This window comes from Sodalis endosymbiont of Henestaris halophilus, assembly GCF_900161835.1.
GTDB lineage: Bacteria > Pseudomonadota > Gammaproteobacteria > Enterobacterales > Enterobacteriaceae.
On the sequence record NZ_LT897836.1, the window covers coordinates 258,361 to 279,187 of the forward strand.

The window sequence follows — 20,827 nt, forward strand, 5'->3', positions numbered from 1 at the left end:
GCCCTGGTATTTAGCCTCTTACAACATAAAGAAACCTTTCTATTACCATGCTTATAGCGATACTTGAATGTTCTAAAAACTATTAAACATACACGTTATCTTTATTCACGCGTAGGCAACTAATGTGTTATGGCACTATGTTTACCTAATATATTATTATCAGAGCGTTGCTATCCGCATATACAACACTAGCGCGTGTGGAGGTTGCTGCTAACAATGCTTATAGTCAGCACTGTAGGTATCAATAATTTTGATGCTTTTCTTTACTTTTACCAGTATACAAGTTATAATCCACAGTTTCCTGTTAAAATATTTAATATATAAATATAAAATAAAGTATGCTGACGGTAGCAACTGCAAGAAGGAATTTTACACGTCCACAGTTGGGTCGTAAACCCTGCCATTAAAAGGCAGGGTTATAATAATGTTCTCTCCTATTTTGCTTAGGCTTAGTACTGTGTCGGCTCATATTGTATGAGCACCAAAGTGAGTAATAGAAAGTCTACGCTTTAACGTAACAAAAGCAGCATGTCATCCTCGTATACTAATAAATACGCTAAACGGGGGTGTAAGAGAAGCAAGATTTGCACATCCTTTAGAGACCGATGCTGCATCTTTCTGCAGAATCGGTCATCAAACTTGACTTAAGTGTTGTGTTATTAATTCATGCCTTGCACGCAAAATTACCTAACACCTTCTTATAAAATAAAAAAGGTAACAACTGCTATTGTCGCTTATCTTTTCTAGCTATTTAACTGCAAAAATCTTCTTAATATTTTTTTGACAGTTAACTTCTTTCAACGGGTTAATCCCATAAATTACTCCTTCTTTTGTTGTATCTGCTGAGGATAAAAAAAACCATTCTAAAATAATGCTCGACGAGCACATGGCTAAAAATGTTATCGTTGCAACTTGAATAACAACAAAAGCTTCTTGCGCACCAAATTTATCTTCTAGTAGTTTAAAACCTGTTTATATCTTTTGGTCAAAAGTCTAATCTGAGAACGACGTAATAATTAATATAAAATAAACTATTAATGCAGCCACAGCATTCTTGCAATTATAACTGCTTTAAACTTAGGTTATTAGTAAAACGATAAATAAACCGAAATACAGGAGAGGAAATATCGTCGTAAAGATAGCACGATTAAAAACATGTCTCATGTGTAGACTTATTGTGTTATTGATACTCGCAGTTTTGACAGCGAGTAATATCAGAAAAGAATGCTGTCTTACCCGAAGGATGTACAATACGTTATAAAGTTCTATTAATTACGGTAGTTAGCCATTTAACTACAAGAGACGATTGCGAGAATAAACTCAACTAAGAAAACTACGAGCACAAGCCTGCAAAGCTTCAACTGCGTACGTCGCAGAAAACACTTAAAGTAGTGCATTCCATAATTTTAGAACATGAGTTAATACAAGGTGCTGGTACTAAAAATTAACAGAATTAGTTTCAAAGAGGTCACTGCGTGAAGAAGCATATCTTTCCTAACCGCACTACTAGCAAATTACGTACACGCAACTATAACAATAACGCACATCTCGATGTTTGTTACCATTTTATCACTCTCCTTGGGCAAGGATTCAAATAGGTTATTAGTATTACTTTCATGCGACAGGCAATCAAAGCTTGCATTAATTAGCGCCCTATCAATAAATTTTATGTATATAGTGTTAGGCTATTCAAAGCTAGAATGTTGACTTTTATTTACCTTCAAGAATACATTGAAGCGCTCGGGACTGAAAAACTAGCGCAAGATATTTCTTGCCAGTAAGCTAACACTGGCGATTACTCGAACGCATTCCACGATCGACCAGCACGGGTCATCATGGCTAGAGAAGAGGCCGGTCCCCAGGTGCCAGCCTGATAAGGTTTGAGTGCGTCATTGTCAATATTCCAGGCTTTCATAATTGAATCAACCCATCTCCAAGCTTCTTCTACTTCATCATGGCGTACAAATAGCGCTTGAATACCGCGCATGGTTTCCAAAAGCAAACGTTCATAAGCATCGACCAGATGTTCTTGATTAAAGCTTTCGATAAAGCTTAAATCTAATTTAGTAAGCTGCAGACGATGTCTATAATCTAAACCAGGAACCTTATTCAAGATCTGAATATCCACTCCTTCATCTGGCTGCAGACGGATCGTCAACTTATTATGTGGCAACTCCTTATATGAATCCCGGAATAAGTTAAGCGGCGGATTTTTAAAAGAAACGACCACTTCGGAACATTTGGTCGGCAAACGCTTGCCGGTTCGTAGAAAAAAAGGCACACCAGCCCAGCGCCAATTGTCGATATCAACGCGGATAGAAACGAAGGTTTCAGTACGGCTATTTTTATTCGCGCCCTTTTCTTCCAAATATCCGGGAACTTTTTCCCCGCGCACGAATCCGCTGGTGTATTGTCCGCGCACAGTATTGTTACGCACATTGCTTTGATCTATAGGGCGAAGAGCGCGTAGAACCTTTACTTTTTCATCACGGATACGGTCGGTAGTCAAATCCGAAGGCGGCGACATTGCTATCATGGTAAGGATTTGCAATAGATGGCTTTGAATCATGTCACGCATTTGGCCAACCTTATCAAAATAGCCCCAACGGCCTTCGATGCCGACTTCTTCAGCAACCGTAATCTGGACATGATCAATTGTGCGGTTATCCCAATTAGAGGCAAAAAAAGAATTAGCAAAACGCAATGCTAACAAATTTAACACGGTTTCTTTACCTAGATAATGATCTATCCGGTAAATCTGATTTTCATTAAAATATTCTGCGACCTGAGCATTAATTGCCTGAGAAGAAGCCAGATCAGTACCCATTGGTTTTTCCATAACCACACGACTCGGCGCGTTATTGAGTCCCGCCGCGCCGAGGCCTTTACAAATTATTCCGAAGGTGGTAGGAGGCATGGCAAAGTAATTTATCGTAACTCGAGCGTTTTGATCTATTTTTTTACTCAGCTGTTTAAAATTTTTGGTTTCGTTGACATCCAGATTACAGAAATCAAGCCGTGCACTAAAATTTTGCCATAATTTATCGTCAATTGGTTCTTTCATGAAGGTTTCTAATGCTTCACGCACAACGTTTGTGTAAGCTTTGACGTCCCAAGCGGCACGGCCAACACCAATGATACGGGTTTCTGGATAAAGTGCACCAACTTTTTCCAGTTGATATAACGAGGGCAACAATTTACGCCGTGCTAAATCGCCTTTTGCACCAAAAATGATAAAATCACAGGCAGGGGCTATATATGTTAGCGCCATGTTTTTCTCCTCGAGTAGGATTTGTAATCTTATTAAATCTTAAGGATATTTTTCTTATATCAACCAGTAAAAAGTCTACAATTACAACTTCAACCTATTTTAATTAATAAAAAAACACGACTTTATTCTAACCATATCATTAATTAAATTGTAGCTGTATTATCTCTTTGAAAAGTCATACACAACGCGCGCCATAGTTTGGCAAAAAAAAATATTTAGGACAATCCCGGTTTCGGTGCCTTTAAATATCATCCCCTACGGTTAGATAATATGTTTCATACAACAGGTAATAATTTACTCTCGATGTGAAATCAACAAAATATATGAGTTACACTCACTACATAAAGTCGCAGAGGGGTGGTGTCTTGCCCCACCAAAAAAAAACCTAACACCATCTATGCTACAGAGCTATAATTGCTCGAACGACTGACGTTAGCAAGAATTAACCATAAACTATTTATGGAGTTTAAAACACAAAGATTAACGTGAGTTGAGATTGTATCTAGCCCAAAGTCTGGTGAATAAGATTGTCGTGTCATGTTTAAACCGTAATGTAGATAAATATAATTGCGTAAAGTAATTTACTAATAAATTTCTTATTTTCTGTGAAAATACGGCGCACGCAGGTAAAAAATAATATGGACATCGCAACAATAAATCGTACGGTGAAATAGTTTACACAGGCTAAGAATATTTTCTTATTATTAATGCGTTAATAGCATGGGGTTTATGATAGAATGTGATAAATTATCCATTTTAAATTTTTACTAATTGATTATGTAGGTATTATTATTGAGATCATGAAACGCATAGATTCTAGTGAATGAGATGTTGTAATGCTGCTTTTTCATACTTTACTATTATCAAAATAATGATAAAACAAATAATATATAATGATAAATGTAATTACCCTCCTGGATCGCAATCTGATGCTGTAAGCAATAATTTACCCTAATGCTGCTAAACATCCTATTAGGACACTGATATATTTATGCTACGAACATGTGCTTGCGGCACTTTAAATTGTTTAATCTCTTTATAAAAAGGAATTTACGCAGACAACAGTGAGATATAAAACTCCGTGATCACTGAACGCATTTTCATAATCGCCTAAAAATTAGGCTTTAATAAAACGGCACAAGGACTCTAAAGAAAGCACCTCTTGGGAAACCTTTACTTACTCTATTACTCTGGCAACCTGGCAGCAGCTAAAAGACTTACATCAACGGGTACTATAAAACTTTCAAATACAGAACAAGCGTCGGGAGACGCTAACAGAAGAAATGTTGTCTTGCAAAAACTTTATTATCATAAAGTTATAGCTCACCAGAGCTATAACCAAGCAGCTGAAAAGCACTAACATACTCACTAATTTCTAAACCCTACTACTGTTCACGATAATCATCGTGAACAATGACTACCTTTCATGGCACCGATTTCTATCACTTAAATTTTACACAAAAACGCAAGCGTAAAATAAAAGTATTTCTACCAATTGCAAAAGTGCACTAGATCTCAGTACCGTCTTGGCCGGTACATTATTTATCATGAATAGGTGATTTGCAAATGCCGAAAATTCATGTACATACTTTTAGGTGAAAGGACTTCTCTAAATATTTGCTATACATTTTGCTGGATGTATAAAACATTCTGTTGTAGTAAGGACGCCATGAATAAATCGGCACGCAAAATAAACGAATTTGTCGTGATCTTAATACGAATTACTGCTCTTTAATTACCGCTATTTATATCACGGAATAGTTCATAACAAATTTTATACTTATGTACGCCTAAGTCGTGCATGAAATTTATTTAATTCTCGAAGACAGCGAAGTAGTTATGTTTATCTTGTTAAGTGTAATTCGTCTAAATTACCACAGTACAATGTTACCTAGCCTAAACGATGTACGAAATGACCAAATCTGCTTATAAATAGAGCAGAAATAACCAAACATTCATGATGTCTAAGCGTCGACTAGATATGCGATTCAAGAATGATGAATACAATGCATGGCACTTTAAAAATAGGCGCCTAATTTGAAATGTTATTCTCATCTTATTTTTATGGATGACTAAATCAGTAAGCATTTATTGCTGAATAAATACTGGCAATAACCCACTACTGGTCTCTTACACATTACTTTTATAATGTGTAGTTCAATCTATGGATATAAGACATTAACTTCATGAGAAATAAAGTAAAAACCATGTTTGGCATGATAGAAAAACATTACTAAGCTTGCCATAAATTCCTGCATAAATTGCACTCAGGAGACTACAAAGCAGAGGTATACCATTTAAACCCTGCAATAGATAATGAAATCATCAAACGTCTAAAGTGATATTAATCTCGTACTTAATTAACAGCTCTCTATAATAGACAAACTTAGCTTGCAATATTATGACGCAACTCTGCATTATATTATGATGTTTACTGTAATAAGTACAACTCACGACATTGCCAAACGACTGAGTTTAATGCTTAGCTAGTTAATATCCCCAAGGCCAGGGTATATCTGGCCATTGCTTTTATTATCACCTATATTAACTTAGCAATGAATACGTTAAAATAATATTTTTAACTACCGTGTTACCTATTAATACAGCACAGCTACACGTATCAGACTCTGTCACTGATATCTAGGGCGGAAAGTTATAAGTATTATCTCATGATAATACTGGATGTATTTAATATGGTAATAAATTTATTTACAAGTAATCAAGTAGGCTGGACAATGGTTCCCTTATAATTCGATATTAAGCATGCAAGCACTTTAGATAATCTAGGAACGACGTGGTTGACCTTTTCGTGAGAAATTACCAGGTTGAGAAAGAAGGCATATATTACTAGACATAAATACCAGTAAATACTTGTATAGCCGCTATTCATATTAGATCAAAGCATGAATTCGCTAGACAACTACTAAACACAGTAAACAAATAACATTTTTCACAGGCATATAAATATAAATACTTACCGAAAACAAACTAACAACTATTTCTTTACAGAAAAGGTTTATGCTATAAAAATGTTAGCTATATTATAAGATACCACAAGGTCATTAGCCCCCCCTTGCAACTGCTGATATAAGTTAGATTCAACACCAAACCAACTAAACAACTTCTCCATAAATAATTAGGTCAAGTGACTTATATTAATTGACTACCAAAACTCATTACCAAGGGTATAATTAATGTTTGCGGCATTATTACAAACACTAGCTGCATCATCATGAACACAGGATATAATGGACTGCGTCCGATATCATGCTAGATCTGTACAGGTTTTAATGCTAAAATCAAAACAATATGCTCGAGTGACAATGCAAGCAGGTTGCCTAATGTGAATACTAATCCCATTCATATGGGTAAAAGCGCTGCCTGCAAAATATTATATAAATAGCATATTTTCGCACTATATTGAGGTCGTAGACACCCACAACCACATTACTTGCTATTATTAGCTTAGCGAGAATTATATAGTTAGTCAACAAAATTATTAGTATTTTACTAATAATCCACTTACGGCGACATCATTCGCTTGTGACGCGGCAAGTAGAGTCAACTTTCTGTCACTAGTAATGATCAAGTCTTAACGCAACAAACATTTAGTTAAATTTTATCTTTTACTCTATGCTTTTCAAGCATTCATTACTACACTTTAATAGGTATGACGGCACATGCATCAGAAGCTGATTTTATTTTATCCAATTATTGTTTTAATAATCATTACTATATTAGTTAAATTTTTTTACAAACCTAGACCAGGTTATTATCTACCACATCAATAGTATGGATATAATCCGTGCTAGTCTAGGAACTGTATGGACTTGGCATGCCCTATATTCTCTTTATTTTCGTCACATAATTATTTATAGCCAATTAACTAGGTATATATTTCGTAACAAACATATTCAAATAGTCACCGTAGTGTTTTAACCGTCACGACACAGCAAAAAAACAGAATCATTATAACTTATTAGTTATATCTAATATTATATACTATGCAAAGATTATTCACAATTTATACGACCATAACAGTCATTTAAGGTCATTTTAACAAGGGTGATTTTCAAGGCAAAATAAAGAATGAAATAGACTAAAAACTTATATTTAATTTATTTATCTTTAGTAATTAACTTTTGTAAAAACCTCTTGCCAGTAATGTACGCAAAACAGCGATTAATATCCTCAAATATTTTAGTGTTTTTCCCTCTGACTTGTTATGTATCGAATACGTTATCAACTTTTATAGGAGTAATTTCTACGTAGCTGTGGTATGATAAAGTCACTTAAGACATTTCAGACACCACTTACTTTATGATCTTAATTTCCTTTACGTATAAAGGTTTTTAACAAGATCTTTATTTAACTCTAAAGATACCTACTATAATAATTTACCGTTTTTATAAAAACTTTTATTAACTTTAATATCGGACTAACGATTACTTACCACATACATAACCATTAATATATTAACACTATTACTATTACTATTACTATTACTTTACCAAAGTACACACTTATATCCACGATGCTTTTCATACTTTAATGTATTATTTATCTTATACAAATATAAAAACACTATTAAATTATTTATTGTTTGAAGAGATACATTAACTATATAGTTGCAATTAATCAGCTTGTTTATTCCTTATTATTACACCTTAAGTTTTCGCTAAATTAAATTAACAAATAATCATCTACAGTATGGTGCAATTTTATTGCGCACATAATAGAATATTATTCTAGTAAAAGCCAATATTTTATTTATAAGTTAACGCTTTCCCAAACATTAACCTTTAATCATACTATTTATGGTATCAATTTTATCATTCAAAGTTAAACTAGTTAAATGAAATAAATTACATTACTTGTAATGATGACTATCTTTATCGGCACGTGCATCTAAAATATTTACTAACCATGAATACTATTCTTAAATAGTTAATACATTAATCTATTCTCTGCAAACGCAAAAGCATAATTTCTGTTTAAGACACATGAAATATCGTAATATTTTATTTATATATTTTATTAAGTCAATATGTTAACTAATTCATAGTTATAATTTAAAAGATCAATAATTAATTTTAACGATATTGCTATTATTTCTTTTTTATTATGTCAATTCGTTGAGGTAATTAAAAACAGGATAAATGCTTTAATAAGCAGGTGAAACCACCAAAAAACAAGGAATCTTTCGTTAGCCATAGATGATTTTACAGATTAGTTTGCAAAAAAAACGCGAAAATATGATATCGATCACTTCACAAATGAGGATTATAGCCAAAGTAATTCATACACACATTAACATGAAAGCGAATAGAGGAAGAACAGCCTTCGCTAACTAAGTATTTGAGCACGACATTCACTACACCAACCCGCAGGTTACTTGTCCCAAAATTACGCTTCATGCAATTTATTTAGGAGAATATATCGATGTTTATGTTAAACTTAACGGACCTGATGCTTCTTATGTGAACCTTTTCATCAGGAAAGTAAGCGTGCTCTATTACCAAAATGCACTTTCATTACCAAATAAGAAAGTGGTAGGCATATCTCGCGTGGAAAATATCTAAAGCGTATCAAACATTATGTTACTCGCAGAGTATAAATAATAGAGAAACATTAGTTACCACGTATGAATAATGCCATAGCATCTGTAATCAATTGCTCATGAAGCATGAGAAAACACCACGGGGCTGCAATGCACAGCATTGCATCATGAAAATGAGTGGTTACCATCGATTATGAATGCATTCACGTAAAGTTAGAAGACGATAATCTAGAGTGTTGGCTCACACTTTCTTTTGAAAGTGCCACCGTCAAGAAGAAACCGTAATTTGTCTTAAACAGCATCAGATTATTTTGCAGCTTTCCCGCCCAGCACACTTTATTATTTGCTGTAGTATACGCGATTTGCATCTAAATCTATTTCGGATAGGGGCGATGATAATACCCCGCAAACACGTAATGGTTTGCAATGCCAAACTAACGGCGCATATGCTAAAGTCGTTGACGATTACAATTTAATCAACGCGCCACGCAAATTTTAATGCTTGTATACTATACTGAATATAAGCAAGCCCTAATCAGAAACTAACAGCATTAACATTGATAATAAAGTCACTCTTTGTAACTGCTCTCGATCAATTTGGAAGAAAAGATGGCAATAGTTAAAAAAAACAGTCTAGAAGAAATTAACAATACAATTCCTGTCCCAAAGGGGAAAGGCGGATTTTTTAGAAAACTGTTTGCTTTTTCGGGACCAGGAGCATTGGTAGCGGTAGGCTATATGGATCCAGGCAACTGGATTACCTCTATCCAAGGTGGTGCGCTATATAGTTATCTTCTGCTATCAGTAATACTGATTTCTAGTCTTATTGCGATGCTGCTACAAGTCATGTGTGCAAAATTAGGCATTGTAACAGGAATGGATTTAGCACAAGCAACGAAAGCTCTAGTCGGAAAACGTACCACAGCGGCGCTTTGGATCACAACCGAATTAGCAATTATTGCTACGGAAATCGCCGAAGTCATCGGTAGCGCTATCGCGCTAAATTTACTTTTCAAGATTCCGATGCTGCTCAGCGTAATTATTACAGTGCTAGACGTCTTTCTTCTTTTAACCTTAATGAAGTTCGGTATTAGAAAGATCGAAGCATTGGTCTTTACGTTAATTACCACTATTTTTATTATTTTTGCCTATGAAGTGGCTCTTGCTAATCCTGATTTAACACAAATTGCCCGTGCTTTCATTCCTCAAAGAGATATTATTACCGCGTATGTGGCGGGGGGGGATTCCGCTTTCTTTATTGCTTTAGGCATTGTGGGAGCCACAGTTATGCCACACAACCTGTACTTACATTCTTCTATTGTGCAATCACGTCAATATGACCGTAGCAATGAACAGGCATTGAAAGAAGCCATCCACTACGCGACTATTGATTCTAATATTCAGTTAGGATTTTCCTTTATTATAAACTGCTTACTTCTAATATTAGGCGCCGCACTATTTTTTGGTAAAAATCCGGATGATATTGGTCGTTTTGCTCAACTGTACGACGCCCTGCAGGATCATAACATAGTCGGCGCTATCGCTAGCACCACTCTGGCAACATTATTCGCTGTTGCTTTGTTAGCTTCCGGTCAGAATGCGACTATTACGGGTACCTTAACCGGACAAATCGTGATGGAGGGTTTCATTAATTTCCGGCTACCACTATGGCAACGTCGTTTAATTACACGCATAATTGCTATTATGCCAGTTGTGATCTGCATCTATTGGTGGGGAGACACAGGAGATGTGGTGGAAAAACTCTTGGTCTACACACAGGTGTTTTTGAGCATTGCCTTACCCATTTCAATGATTCCCCTGCTATATTTAACTTCATCTCAAAAACGCATGGGAAAATTTGTCAATTGCAAATCCTTTATTGTCCTTGGATGGTTAGCTACCGCCGTATTGGTGGCCTTAAACCTCCAACTCATCATCGAAACAGTGCAAATGCTGTGCGATTGAAAAACATTACTGATCTGAGAAGCGTTGCTCAACAAAGGAATAATGTTAGACTTTAAATTTGATGAAATAAGAATGTTGCTAATCTGAATTAAACCACGCAGCTGATCTTTTAAATAGAGGACACATGATGCATACACGCTCGTTCCACGGAAAACAAGTAAACTTAACAAGCAGGTAAATTAGAAAAAGTTAGAGGATCCCTGGTGTTGGGAAATTGTGAGAAAGTTTAACAGTCAAAGATATTTTTAAGAATTCGGATCCGCATTAATATTCATGCGCTACGCTATAGCACAAGCTGAACCGACGTCTTATAACGCTTTGTATTAGAAGAAATTAAAGTTGTAAATAAAAAAGTAACGATCGCTAAGTATCCCTTTCATCAGGCGGTCTATCGACGGCAACTTCACTGTGTGTGTATGTAGCAAAATACAAATTTACTGTGGTCCGTGTCCAGTTCTGGTTCTGATCCGGTAAATAATATCCCCCAACGCCCTGAAGCATCGATCTAATACAAAGTGGGTTAGATGCTGTGTAGTTACTAACTTGCATACGCTACCCGCCCTAAAACTTTCTAATATTGAATTACGAAGCCCGAGTACATAACACAACAAACCGGAGGCATAACCATAGCTTTTATATCTTATAAAAGCAGAAACACCCGTTATAACATGATGCATAACCGTGTGTTTTTAAAACAAGTTAGTATATGAACTTTGTCTATCTACTTTGCTTATTTTATGTATAACTTTATCAATATTTTTTATAGCACAGTTACTTTTGCTAACCTACTTATCATTATAAAAAACAAGGCAACCACAATACACAAGATTGACTATTGATAGCGTATTGTTAGTGTAAATGCAGCTGTGGCAACATCTGTTTAACTTTAGCAAGATATTTAGTGCGGTCGTTGCCAGTCAGCCCTTCGGTACGCGGCAGTTTAGCAGTCAGAGGATTAACTGCCTGCTGGTTGATCCAGACTTCATAATGCAAATGGGGACCGGTAGAACGTCCAGTATTGCCGGACAAAGCGATTTTATCGCCACGTTTTACTTTCTGGCCTTGTGTAACTAATAATTTTTTTAGATGCATGTAACGGGTCATATACTGACGGCTATGGCGAATAGCCACATAGTTGCCGGCGGCACCGTCTCTTTTGCTAACAATCACCTCACCGTCGCCTACAGCCAGCACTGGCGTACCAACCGGCATAGCAAAATCTACCCCACGATGTGGCGCGATACGACCGGTAACGGGGTTGCAACGGCGAAGATTAAAATTGGAGGAAACACGGAATTGTTTTATCGTAGGGAAACGCATAAAGCCACGGGCTACCCCGGCTGCATCGCGGTTATAAAATTTACTGTCATCCGCACGAAAAGCATAATAATCTTTCCCTCCGGTGCGTAAGCGTACGCCGAGCAATTGACTTTGAATGCTTTGGCCATTTAGAACTTCTCTTGAAGTCAAAACAGAAAACTGATCTCCAGTACGCAACTTACGAAAATCTAGTTGCCATTGCAGCGCTTTAATTACAGAGTTGATATCACAGTCCGTCAGGCCAGCTATACGAGCACTAGTAACGAAACTACCGTTGAGTTTACCGGTCAAAGTTGTATTGCGCCACTCGCCTGTTATATTAGCGATGCTTTCCTTAAAACTACCATTAACGCGCTCATAGGTGCGGGTCTCAGAGCGGGATATATTCCAAGTTAAGCACTGCAAATAGCCCTCGGCGGTCAGCGTCCAAGAGAGAGACTGACTTATTTTTAGATTACGTAACGCAGGATGTTGCCGAGCTAGCGCAGTAACGTCGGCGATATCGATGCCGTACTGGGTGAGGACGCTGCTGAGCGTATCTCCGGTAGATATGATATATTCATGCACTCCCGCTTCCCCTGCCATACGTTCGTCAAGTTCATCTTTTGGAATATCTTCATCGTTATCAGGGATAGTCTGATCCAGAAGTTCGCTGGCTTCAGGCTCTAACACCGGCAAAGAGTGTTTTTCCAAAAGAAAGATGCCGGTGGCAGGCCGTTCTACCGCTGGCGAATAAATATAAGGTCGTAAAACAGTGATAGCTAAAGTGAATATAGTTAGCGATCCCAGCATAACGCGATGAATTCGCGGCAGATAATTAAACGCTAAGGCGAAAGAGCGAGCTACCTGCTGCACTAATAACTATCCTCATGTGTTCTTCTCCAGGCAGCTCATGTACTGATTAGACAATTGCGATAGAAAGCGCGTGTAGCTTTCCTTGTCTAATACAATACCTCTTCCTAATGGATCTAGAGTGCCAATATGCACAGTTGTCCCGCGTGCCACGGCGTTGATAACGGATGGCCTGAATTGTGGCTCAGCGAAAATACAGGTTGCTTGTTGCTCAACTAACTGTGTTCTAATTTTGTGTAAAGCCTGAGCGCCAGGTTGTATTTCGGGATTGATGGTAAAATACCCTAACGGCGTTAGGCCATAGTATGCTTCAAAATATCCATACGCATCGTGAAATACGTAATATTTTTTAGTACGAAAAGGAGCTAACATTTTAGCAATATTTTTGTCATTTTTTGTCAAGAACGTGTTGAAAATTTGCAAATTATCATCTAAACGTTGCTTTTTTTCCGGCACTAACGCTACGAGACGGTCATGAATAGCATCGGCAGCACATCGCGCAATAGCTGGAGAAAGCCACAAATGCATATTATATTCGCCATGATAGCGGTTGCTATCATATTTATGATTTTTATGTAGCGCTTTTCCACCTTTTTGCAATAATGGTGTAACAGTAGGAAGACTAGCCAAAGTAATGCGCCGTTCGGCAGGCAAAGAAGACGCAGAACTAGACAAAAATGCCTCCATTTCTGGTCCTACCCACACTAGCACATCGGCTTTTTTTAACCGCATCACATCTGTAGGCCACAAAGCATAATCATGAGGTGACGCGCCGTCGGGTAATACTACCTCTACGGGCATAACGCCATCGGCTACGGCAGCAGCAATAAATCCCAGGGGACGAAGTGAAGCGACAACAGCGGCATGCGCATCTACTATGCTCACCATCATCACAGACACGACTACTAGGCAGAAAAAACAAATGGTACTAAAAATGGCTCTTAGCAAGCTAGTAGGACTGAATACGGGCATGGCAATATTTTCATCGTCAACAACGTGGTTTGTTATGATATAATAACATAGCAATTTACAAACCGTAATCATCATGACTCATTTGGTAATCTTGGAACACATTAGCGTCGCTTTTGGTAGCAACGCGGTGCTGCATAATATATCTTTAACCCTTCGCCCTGGTCACATTCTTACTTTGCTGGGTCCAAACGGCGCCGGCAAGTCGACACTGGTACGGGTAGTTCTCGGTCTTATCACCCCTACTGACGGTACGCTAAGGCGACAACCTAAACTACGCATGGGATATGTGCCGCAAAAAATTCACCTAGATCCAACGTTACCGCTTACAGTGGAGCGATTCATGCGATTGCGACCGGGAGTAAATAAAAACGATATAGTGCCGTCGCTAGCACAAGTGCAAGCGCAACATTTGCAAACGGTGCCCATGCAGAAACTTTCTGGTGGTGAAATGCAGCGGGTGCTGTTGGCGCGCGCCCTGATCAATTCACCTAGGCTTCTTGTACTAGACGAACCGACTCAGGGGTTAGATGTAAATGGCCAGGTGGCTCTATATGATTTAATCGATAATATTCGCCGAACTATCAGTTGCGGGGTGTTAATGGTCTCACACGATTTACATCTAGTAATGGCAAAAACAGATGAAGTTCTATGCCTTAATCACCATATATGCTGTTCTGGCACACCAGAAATGGTCTCGACTCATCCTGATTTTATTGCCATGTTCGGGCTGCTAAGATCTGCATCGCTCGCGATTTATCGTCACAACCATAACCATCGTCACGATCTTCAGGACGGGTAGTGCTGACTACCGCCTACACCAGGAGCATGTCGCCATGATTGAATTATTGTTACCTAGCTGGTTTGCTGGCGTGCTGTTATCGCTAGCGGCTGGCCCGCTAGGTTCCTTCATGATCTGGCGTAAAATGTCTTATTTTGGCGATACCCTCGCCCATGCTTCGCTTCTGGGCGTAACTTGTGGTCTTTTGTTGGATATCAATCCCTTTTACGCAGTGATTGCAGTTACATTAGCGCTAGCACTCGGACTAGTATGGCTAGAAAGCTTTTCTCAATTAACTATCGACACGTTGTTGGGCATTATTGCGCACGGATCACTCTCTTTAGGACTGGTGGTAATTAGTCTAATGCACGGGGTGCGAGTCAATATGATGGCGTATCTTTTTGGCGATCTGCTAGCAGTCACGCCACAGGATGTTGCGCTGGTAGGTGGAGGAGTCGTGATAGTTCTGACCATCATTTTATCGCAATGGCGACAGTTACTATCTGTGACTATCAGTCCCGAGTTAGCCCACGTAGACGGGATCTGTTTACCACGCATTAAGTTGCTTCTAATGCTGGTCACGGCACTAACAATCGGGTTTGCAATGAGATTTGTCGGTGCGTTAATAATAACCTCGTTACTTATTATTCCAGCTGCAGCCGTACGTCATTATGCGCGTAGCCCAGAGCAAATGGCGGTATACGCCCCTTTAACCAGCGTGCTAGCGGTTACTGGTGGGCTGGCGTTTTCCGCGTTCTACGATACACCGGCCGGGCCATCCGTGGTACTATGCGCGTCTGTACTGTTCCTAATTAGCCTAACCATTAAACCACGAGCTTAACCACCGTTAGTTAGCAAAATAATCTACGTTAATCACCGCGATCAACACCCACCATGGTGGGTAAGTCTAACTATTTAAAGTAAAATAAAAAACTCATTCAATTTTCATTGAAACCTGCAATCTGCTTTTAACAAAAATATATTATTGTGAAATATTCTATTACCGAATACAACACTACATACTATCCTGGTAAAAGTTAATATATTTTATTAATCAATAAAACGTTATGAGGCTCTGGATCTAGAATAGTGCGGAATTATAGGTCCCCCTTGTTTCAGTAAACAATGTTTACATGGTGATTTTACGCAGCTGCTAGGGTTCAAGCGAGCCCAGAAATAAAAATATGATCGAGCACATAGCATTATACATTTTTGCCAACTCAATGAAGATCTATATTTGCACGCATACGTAGAAATAATTTATGCAGTTTATACCCCGCACTACAAGGACCGGCAAAAAATTTACTTTAGGGAACAAACTAATTGATCTCTGCATCAATAACTGAAAGGAATAGCTTTTATGCTCTACTAATTGAACAGATCCATAAACAAGACTCTTATTAGTCTATCTCGTATTTTATCAATTGCTATTATGCGGTTTTTATTTGACGTTGCAAGGCAACAACAATGCATTGATTTATTAACGTTTCATAGCGATAAAATTATAAAACAACCAGGATAAAATTACTTACACTATCTGTAGCCTGATGCTATTCACTTTATTCACGAAACAGCAACTTATTCTTTTTTATAAATAAAACCAAAACAGTAGATCAATATCCTTATTCATTAATTTAATGATGGATGAAAATGATCTTTTCTATTAGTTTTGTCAGGCCTCAAAACAAACTATTGACTATTTAGTCTAATTAATCTACTTCACCATAGTTTTCTAATAGCACCAGTAATATCTGCTTTCCATGACTTACTTTTTTATGTGTTAGGAGAGTATTATTCATGATAGTGATGCTGATACTTCCTTTAGACTAAATAAATATCTAGTCTAGAGGAGGTACACGAACCCACAACGGCTGTTAGTTGATTTTGAATGTGACACACAACACTAAGATTGAGTTTATGTTGCCGCATATGCTCAGGGGCATTTTAGTTAATGTAGTGATCACATTAGCAAACGTCAAACTGTAAGTCAGTAAAAAAAACTTCAGTTGAACAACAAGCTATATGTAATATACCTAGAGTTTTTGCACACCTTATCTTTATCACCATCTTTGTTATTTAACAAAAATATATATTAAACAAAGTTGGTATACCCAATTTAATCAGATGCGCCGCTGCTGGCAAACCAGCCCTCTACTTGATTAATAAAAAATAAGGTGGTTACAAATGCCTGATGATTTCAATATCTTCGACACGAGTGATCTTGATCATGGCGGTAAAATAGTTTATTTCTAGTACATATCAATCTATGGCAAAAAGATCAGTGCACACCATGCTAGCGCATGGTGACAACTCTAGAACTCATGCGTTAATCTATAGTTGATACTCAAAATTATAGTCATAACGCATCCGTGTTATCACGAGAGATAACACGAAAACTTAGTCATCATAAAATCGCTGTTATTTCGTCAGAAATTCCACCGTTGTGATATACTGCTTGCACATCATCTGAATCTTTCAACATATTGATAAGGCGTAGCAATTTAGATGCTGTCTCCACATCTAGATTGACGCTGCTAGATGGAATTAGCGTTACTTTCGAGGATTCTGGCGTCAAACCAGACGCCTGCAGAGCGCTTTTTACTTCATAAAAAGCTCTAGGTGTAGTGTACACATCAATCGCGCCGTTATCATAAGTAATTAAGTCATCGGCACCAGCCTCCAACGCAGCGTTCATAACAATATTTTCGCTAAACCCCGGAGCAAAGGAAACTACTCCCCTTTTAGTAAACATATACGAGACAGAGCCAACATCACCTAAATTACCGCCAGTTTTATTAAAAGAATAACGCACTTGAGAAACAGTCCGATTGCGGTTATTACTCAGGCACTCCACCATGATCGCGGTACCGCCAGGGCCATAACCTTCATAAAAAATGTTTTCCATTCGCGTATTATCATTACCACCTACTCCGCGAGTGATAGCACGATTCAACGTGTCACGCGTCATGTTATTCGTTAATGCTTTATCTACTGCCGCACGCAAACGTGAATTACATTCGATATCTCCTCCTTCCAGTTTGGAAGCAGTAACCAATTCTCGGATAATTTTAGTAAAAATTTTTCCGCGCTTGGCATCCTGTGCGGCTTTACGATGTTTAGTATTAGTCCACTTACTATGACCTGCCATATATTTCTCATAAAATGGCCTATTCGGCTGAATAGAATTTTTCTAATAGATTGCTAGTTAATCTAGGATGTAGTCGTGTTACGGTATCATCGTCGCTAGCAGTCACCCGCCCGCACCAACTAATATACTTACTTAAAATGAATTCTATACACCACAAGCATGGTGTAAAATAGAACCAATATGTTGTATACAACGTTACTATATATGCATAAAGGCAGCAAAAAATAATTAAATCTCAAATAATATGTAACGCAGGCAAGAGATTCATGTAAATCCCTAATCGTACTCATCAAAAATTACTACTTCACTGATTTTTATAGTAGTACCGACGCCGGCCGTTGATTTATTGTTATGAAAGACCGTTTGACATAACTTCCTTATCGTTACCAACGACAGCAATGGAAAGATCGGCTAGTGAGTCAGCATTGCCGAAACCGGGGGCTTCAGTCATCAGATCCGCCGCCGAAGTGGTTTTTGGAAAAGCGATAACATCGCGGATATTGTTAGTACCGGTCAACAACATCACCAGCCGATCTAAGCCAAAAGCCAATCCCGCATGCGGCGGCGTACCGTATTTTAACGCATCGAGCAAAAAGCCAAATTTCTCTTGCTGCTCATGTTTATTTATACCTAAAATGCTGAAAACGATCTGCTGCATGTCACCGCGGTAGATACGAACAGAACCGCCGCCAACTTCATAACCATTAATGACCATGTCATAAGCGTTAGCCACCGCCGCCGTTGGACAAGACGCAAGCATCTGAGCATCTATATCTTTTGGTGCGGTAAAGGGATGATGCATAGAGGTTAAGCCACCGTCCTCGTTTTCCTCAAACATCGGAAAATCTACCACCCAAAGGGGTGCCCAACGATAAGTCTCCGTAAGCTGCAAATCTAAACCAAGCTTGAGACGCAGAGCACCCAGCGCCTCAATAACTAGCTTTGCACGATCCGCACCGAAGAAAACGATATCACCGCTGACAGCATGAGTGCACTCAAGGATCTGCTCAATAACCTGAGATCCCCACAATTTCGTTAAGGGACTTTTTACCCAGTCCGCGCCGGCGGCACGGTAATTTACTTTTATCCAGGAAAGCCATCTGGCTCCATGGATTTCAACATATTTACCGTATTCATCAATCTGTTTGCGACTTAATTGAGCTCCACCAGGTACGCGCAACGCTATAACACGACCGTGGCCATCGCAAAACGCATTAAATTTTATGTCTTTGACCAAATTCGTGACATCTACCAGCTCCATTGGATTACGCAGATCTGGTTTATCGGAACCAAAACGACGCATCGCATCAGCATAGGTCATCTGAGGGAAGATGCCTAGATCGATACCAATAATATCACGCCACAAATCACGCACCAACCGCTCCATGACCTCTCGTACCTGACCTGCAGTCATGAAAGATGTTTCTATGTCGATCTGGGTAAACTCAGGCTGACGATCGGCGCGCAGATCTTCATCGCGGAAACATTTTACAATCTGATAATAGCGGTCGAATCCAGAAATCATCAGCAACTGCTTGAACAACTGTGGCGACTGCGGCAAAGCGTAAAATTTACCTTTATGTACTCTGCTGGGAACCAGGTAATCCCGCGAACCCTCTAACGTTGCTTTAGTTAAAAGTGGCGTTTCAATTTCGATAAATCCTTCGGTATCCATGAAACGACGCACAAAACTAGAGACACGTGCCCGCATTTTCAGTCGCTGCAACATAACAGACCGGCGTAAATCAAGGTAGCGAAATTTGAGGCGCTGATCTTCGTTATTATTCTGATTGGTATCAATGGGAAGAGGTTCAGAACGATTAATAATAACCAATTTAGTGGCCAGAACTTCTATAGCACCAGTCATCATATCATTATTGACCTGCTTGTTTGGGCGAGCGCGCACGATACCGGTCAGTTGCAGACAAAATTCATTACGCAGCTTAGCTGCACTGGTAAAGACATCTTGCCGGTCTGGATCAAAAAACACCTGCACTAAGCCTTCACGGTCACGCATGTCTATAAAAATCAGACGGCCAAGGTCGCGTCGACGGTTAACCCAACCGCATAGCGTCACTTCCAAACCAACATGTGACAAGTTTAGCTGTCCGCAGTATACAGTACGCATTATGGTATCCTTAAACTTTTTTTCACCTTCAGTGTAAGCGCCCTAATGACAAAATAAGCTGTTATTTACTAACACATAACCGCTGATTCATCGTGTATAATTATAGTCAAGTTTGTACACGAAACCACTGATTAGCTAGCACGTTTATACAACCTCCTCCATTGCATTTACTACCATGGAGGTTTATTACAAAGAAGTTTTAGTCAGGCACAACATAAGATCGTATATAGTAACATTGCACTAAATGATGAAATTATCGATTTTCGCATAAATATTGATAATATTTATGCGAAAAAACTATGATAGCAAGCATGGATTAACATACTCTTAGCCGATCATCCTAATTAACTTAATAAATTTAAGAATTATTTACTCAAGTAGATCCCTAAATAATTAGCTATCATCCTGATAGTACTTCTGCTCTGATCTTTATCGATTTACAAAAAGATAACTTATTGCAGGGGGCTACCGTACATTGTCAAGTACGTTACTAAGTGCACAACAAGCCCTAGTGAATAATTTTTCGCGATACATAATGCGCAAAGCATTACGCGATAATAATCGGCTATTGTCCCAGGGTAAGAGCACAACAATACACAGTAAAACCATTACGGGCTTGCGCCCTGCGGCTGTATTACACTATCCGCTTCAAATGCGTGGGGGGCAATAAACCATACTGTATACGCTCTCGTATGCTGAAATAGTGCGCGAGTTGTGCGCCATATAATACGTAGAAAATTTTTGTTTTTCTTTAAACTATACTTTATAATCATAATATCTATTATAATGAGTGTAACCATCTACAGTTGCAACTGTAGATGGTGTTTAACGTA

9 protein-coding genes are annotated in these 20,827 nt (G+C 38.4%); 4 read left to right on the plus strand and 5 right to left on the minus strand.

Features of this window, described 5'->3' with window-relative positions; translation table 11 throughout:
- Nucleotides 1–1,795: 1,795 nt before the first annotated feature.
- The gene (gene zwf / locus HBA_RS00580) at nucleotides 1,796–3,271 is read right to left on the minus strand and encodes a glucose-6-phosphate dehydrogenase (protein ID WP_097032125.1); all 1,476 of its coding nucleotides are present in this window, start codon (nucleotides 3,269–3,271) and stop codon (nucleotides 1,796–1,798) included.
- Between the two features lie 6,169 nt (nucleotides 3,272–9,440).
- On the opposite strand from zwf, the gene HBA_RS00585 reads away from it, so the two are divergent.
- Nucleotides 9,441–10,796, plus strand: coding sequence for an Nramp family divalent metal transporter (locus HBA_RS00585; protein WP_097032126.1), 1,356 nt, complete (start codon nucleotides 9,441–9,443; stop codon nucleotides 10,794–10,796).
- A gap of 849 nt (nucleotides 10,797–11,645) precedes the next feature.
- On the opposite strand, the gene mepM is transcribed toward HBA_RS00585, so the two are convergent.
- Both mepM and znuA read right to left on the minus strand, forming a co-directional pair.
- A complete protein-coding gene (gene mepM / locus HBA_RS00590) occupies nucleotides 11,646–12,971 on the minus strand; it encodes a murein DD-endopeptidase MepM (RefSeq protein ID WP_097032127.1) in 1,326 nt (441 codons plus the stop codon).
- A 12-nt stretch (nucleotides 12,972–12,983) separates the two neighbouring features.
- A complete protein-coding gene (znuA, locus tag HBA_RS00595; RefSeq protein WP_097032607.1) occupies nucleotides 12,984–13,940 on the minus strand; it encodes a zinc ABC transporter substrate-binding protein ZnuA in 957 nt (318 codons plus the stop codon).
- Nucleotides 13,941–14,013: 73 nt separating this feature from the next.
- Between znuA and znuC the strand changes: the two genes are divergently transcribed.
- Both znuC and znuB read left to right on the plus strand, forming a co-directional pair.
- Nucleotides 14,014–14,739 carry a zinc ABC transporter ATP-binding protein ZnuC gene (gene znuC, locus HBA_RS00600; protein WP_097032128.1) on the plus strand — a complete coding sequence of 242 codons (726 nt, stop codon included), beginning with the start codon at nucleotides 14,014–14,016 and terminating at the stop codon, nucleotides 14,737–14,739.
- Between the two features lie 34 nt (nucleotides 14,740–14,773).
- Complete coding sequence (gene znuB, locus HBA_RS00605; protein ID WP_097032129.1) at nucleotides 14,774–15,559, plus strand: zinc ABC transporter permease subunit ZnuB; 786 nt, start codon at nucleotides 14,774–14,776, stop codon at nucleotides 15,557–15,559.
- 1,563 nt (nucleotides 15,560–17,122) lie between these two features.
- Here the strand turns inward: znuB and HBA_RS00610 are convergent.
- Both HBA_RS00610 and aspS read right to left on the minus strand, forming a co-directional pair.
- Nucleotides 17,123–17,866 (minus strand): YebC/PmpR family DNA-binding transcriptional regulator, encoded by a 744-nt coding sequence (locus HBA_RS00610; RefSeq protein WP_097032130.1) that lies wholly within the window; start codon nucleotides 17,864–17,866, stop codon nucleotides 17,123–17,125.
- A 349-nt stretch (nucleotides 17,867–18,215) separates the two neighbouring features.
- Nucleotides 18,216–19,994 carry an aspartate--tRNA ligase gene (gene aspS, locus HBA_RS00615; RefSeq protein WP_097032131.1) on the minus strand — a complete coding sequence of 593 codons (1,779 nt, stop codon included), beginning with the start codon at nucleotides 19,992–19,994 and terminating at the stop codon, nucleotides 18,216–18,218.
- A gap of 535 nt (nucleotides 19,995–20,529) precedes the next feature.
- Here aspS and HBA_RS03560 point away from each other — a divergent pair.
- Entirely contained in the window at nucleotides 20,530–20,664 is a 135-nt protein-coding gene (locus HBA_RS03560; protein ID WP_457920928.1) for a hypothetical protein, read from the plus strand.
- The last annotated feature ends 163 nt before the right edge of the window (nucleotides 20,665–20,827 follow it).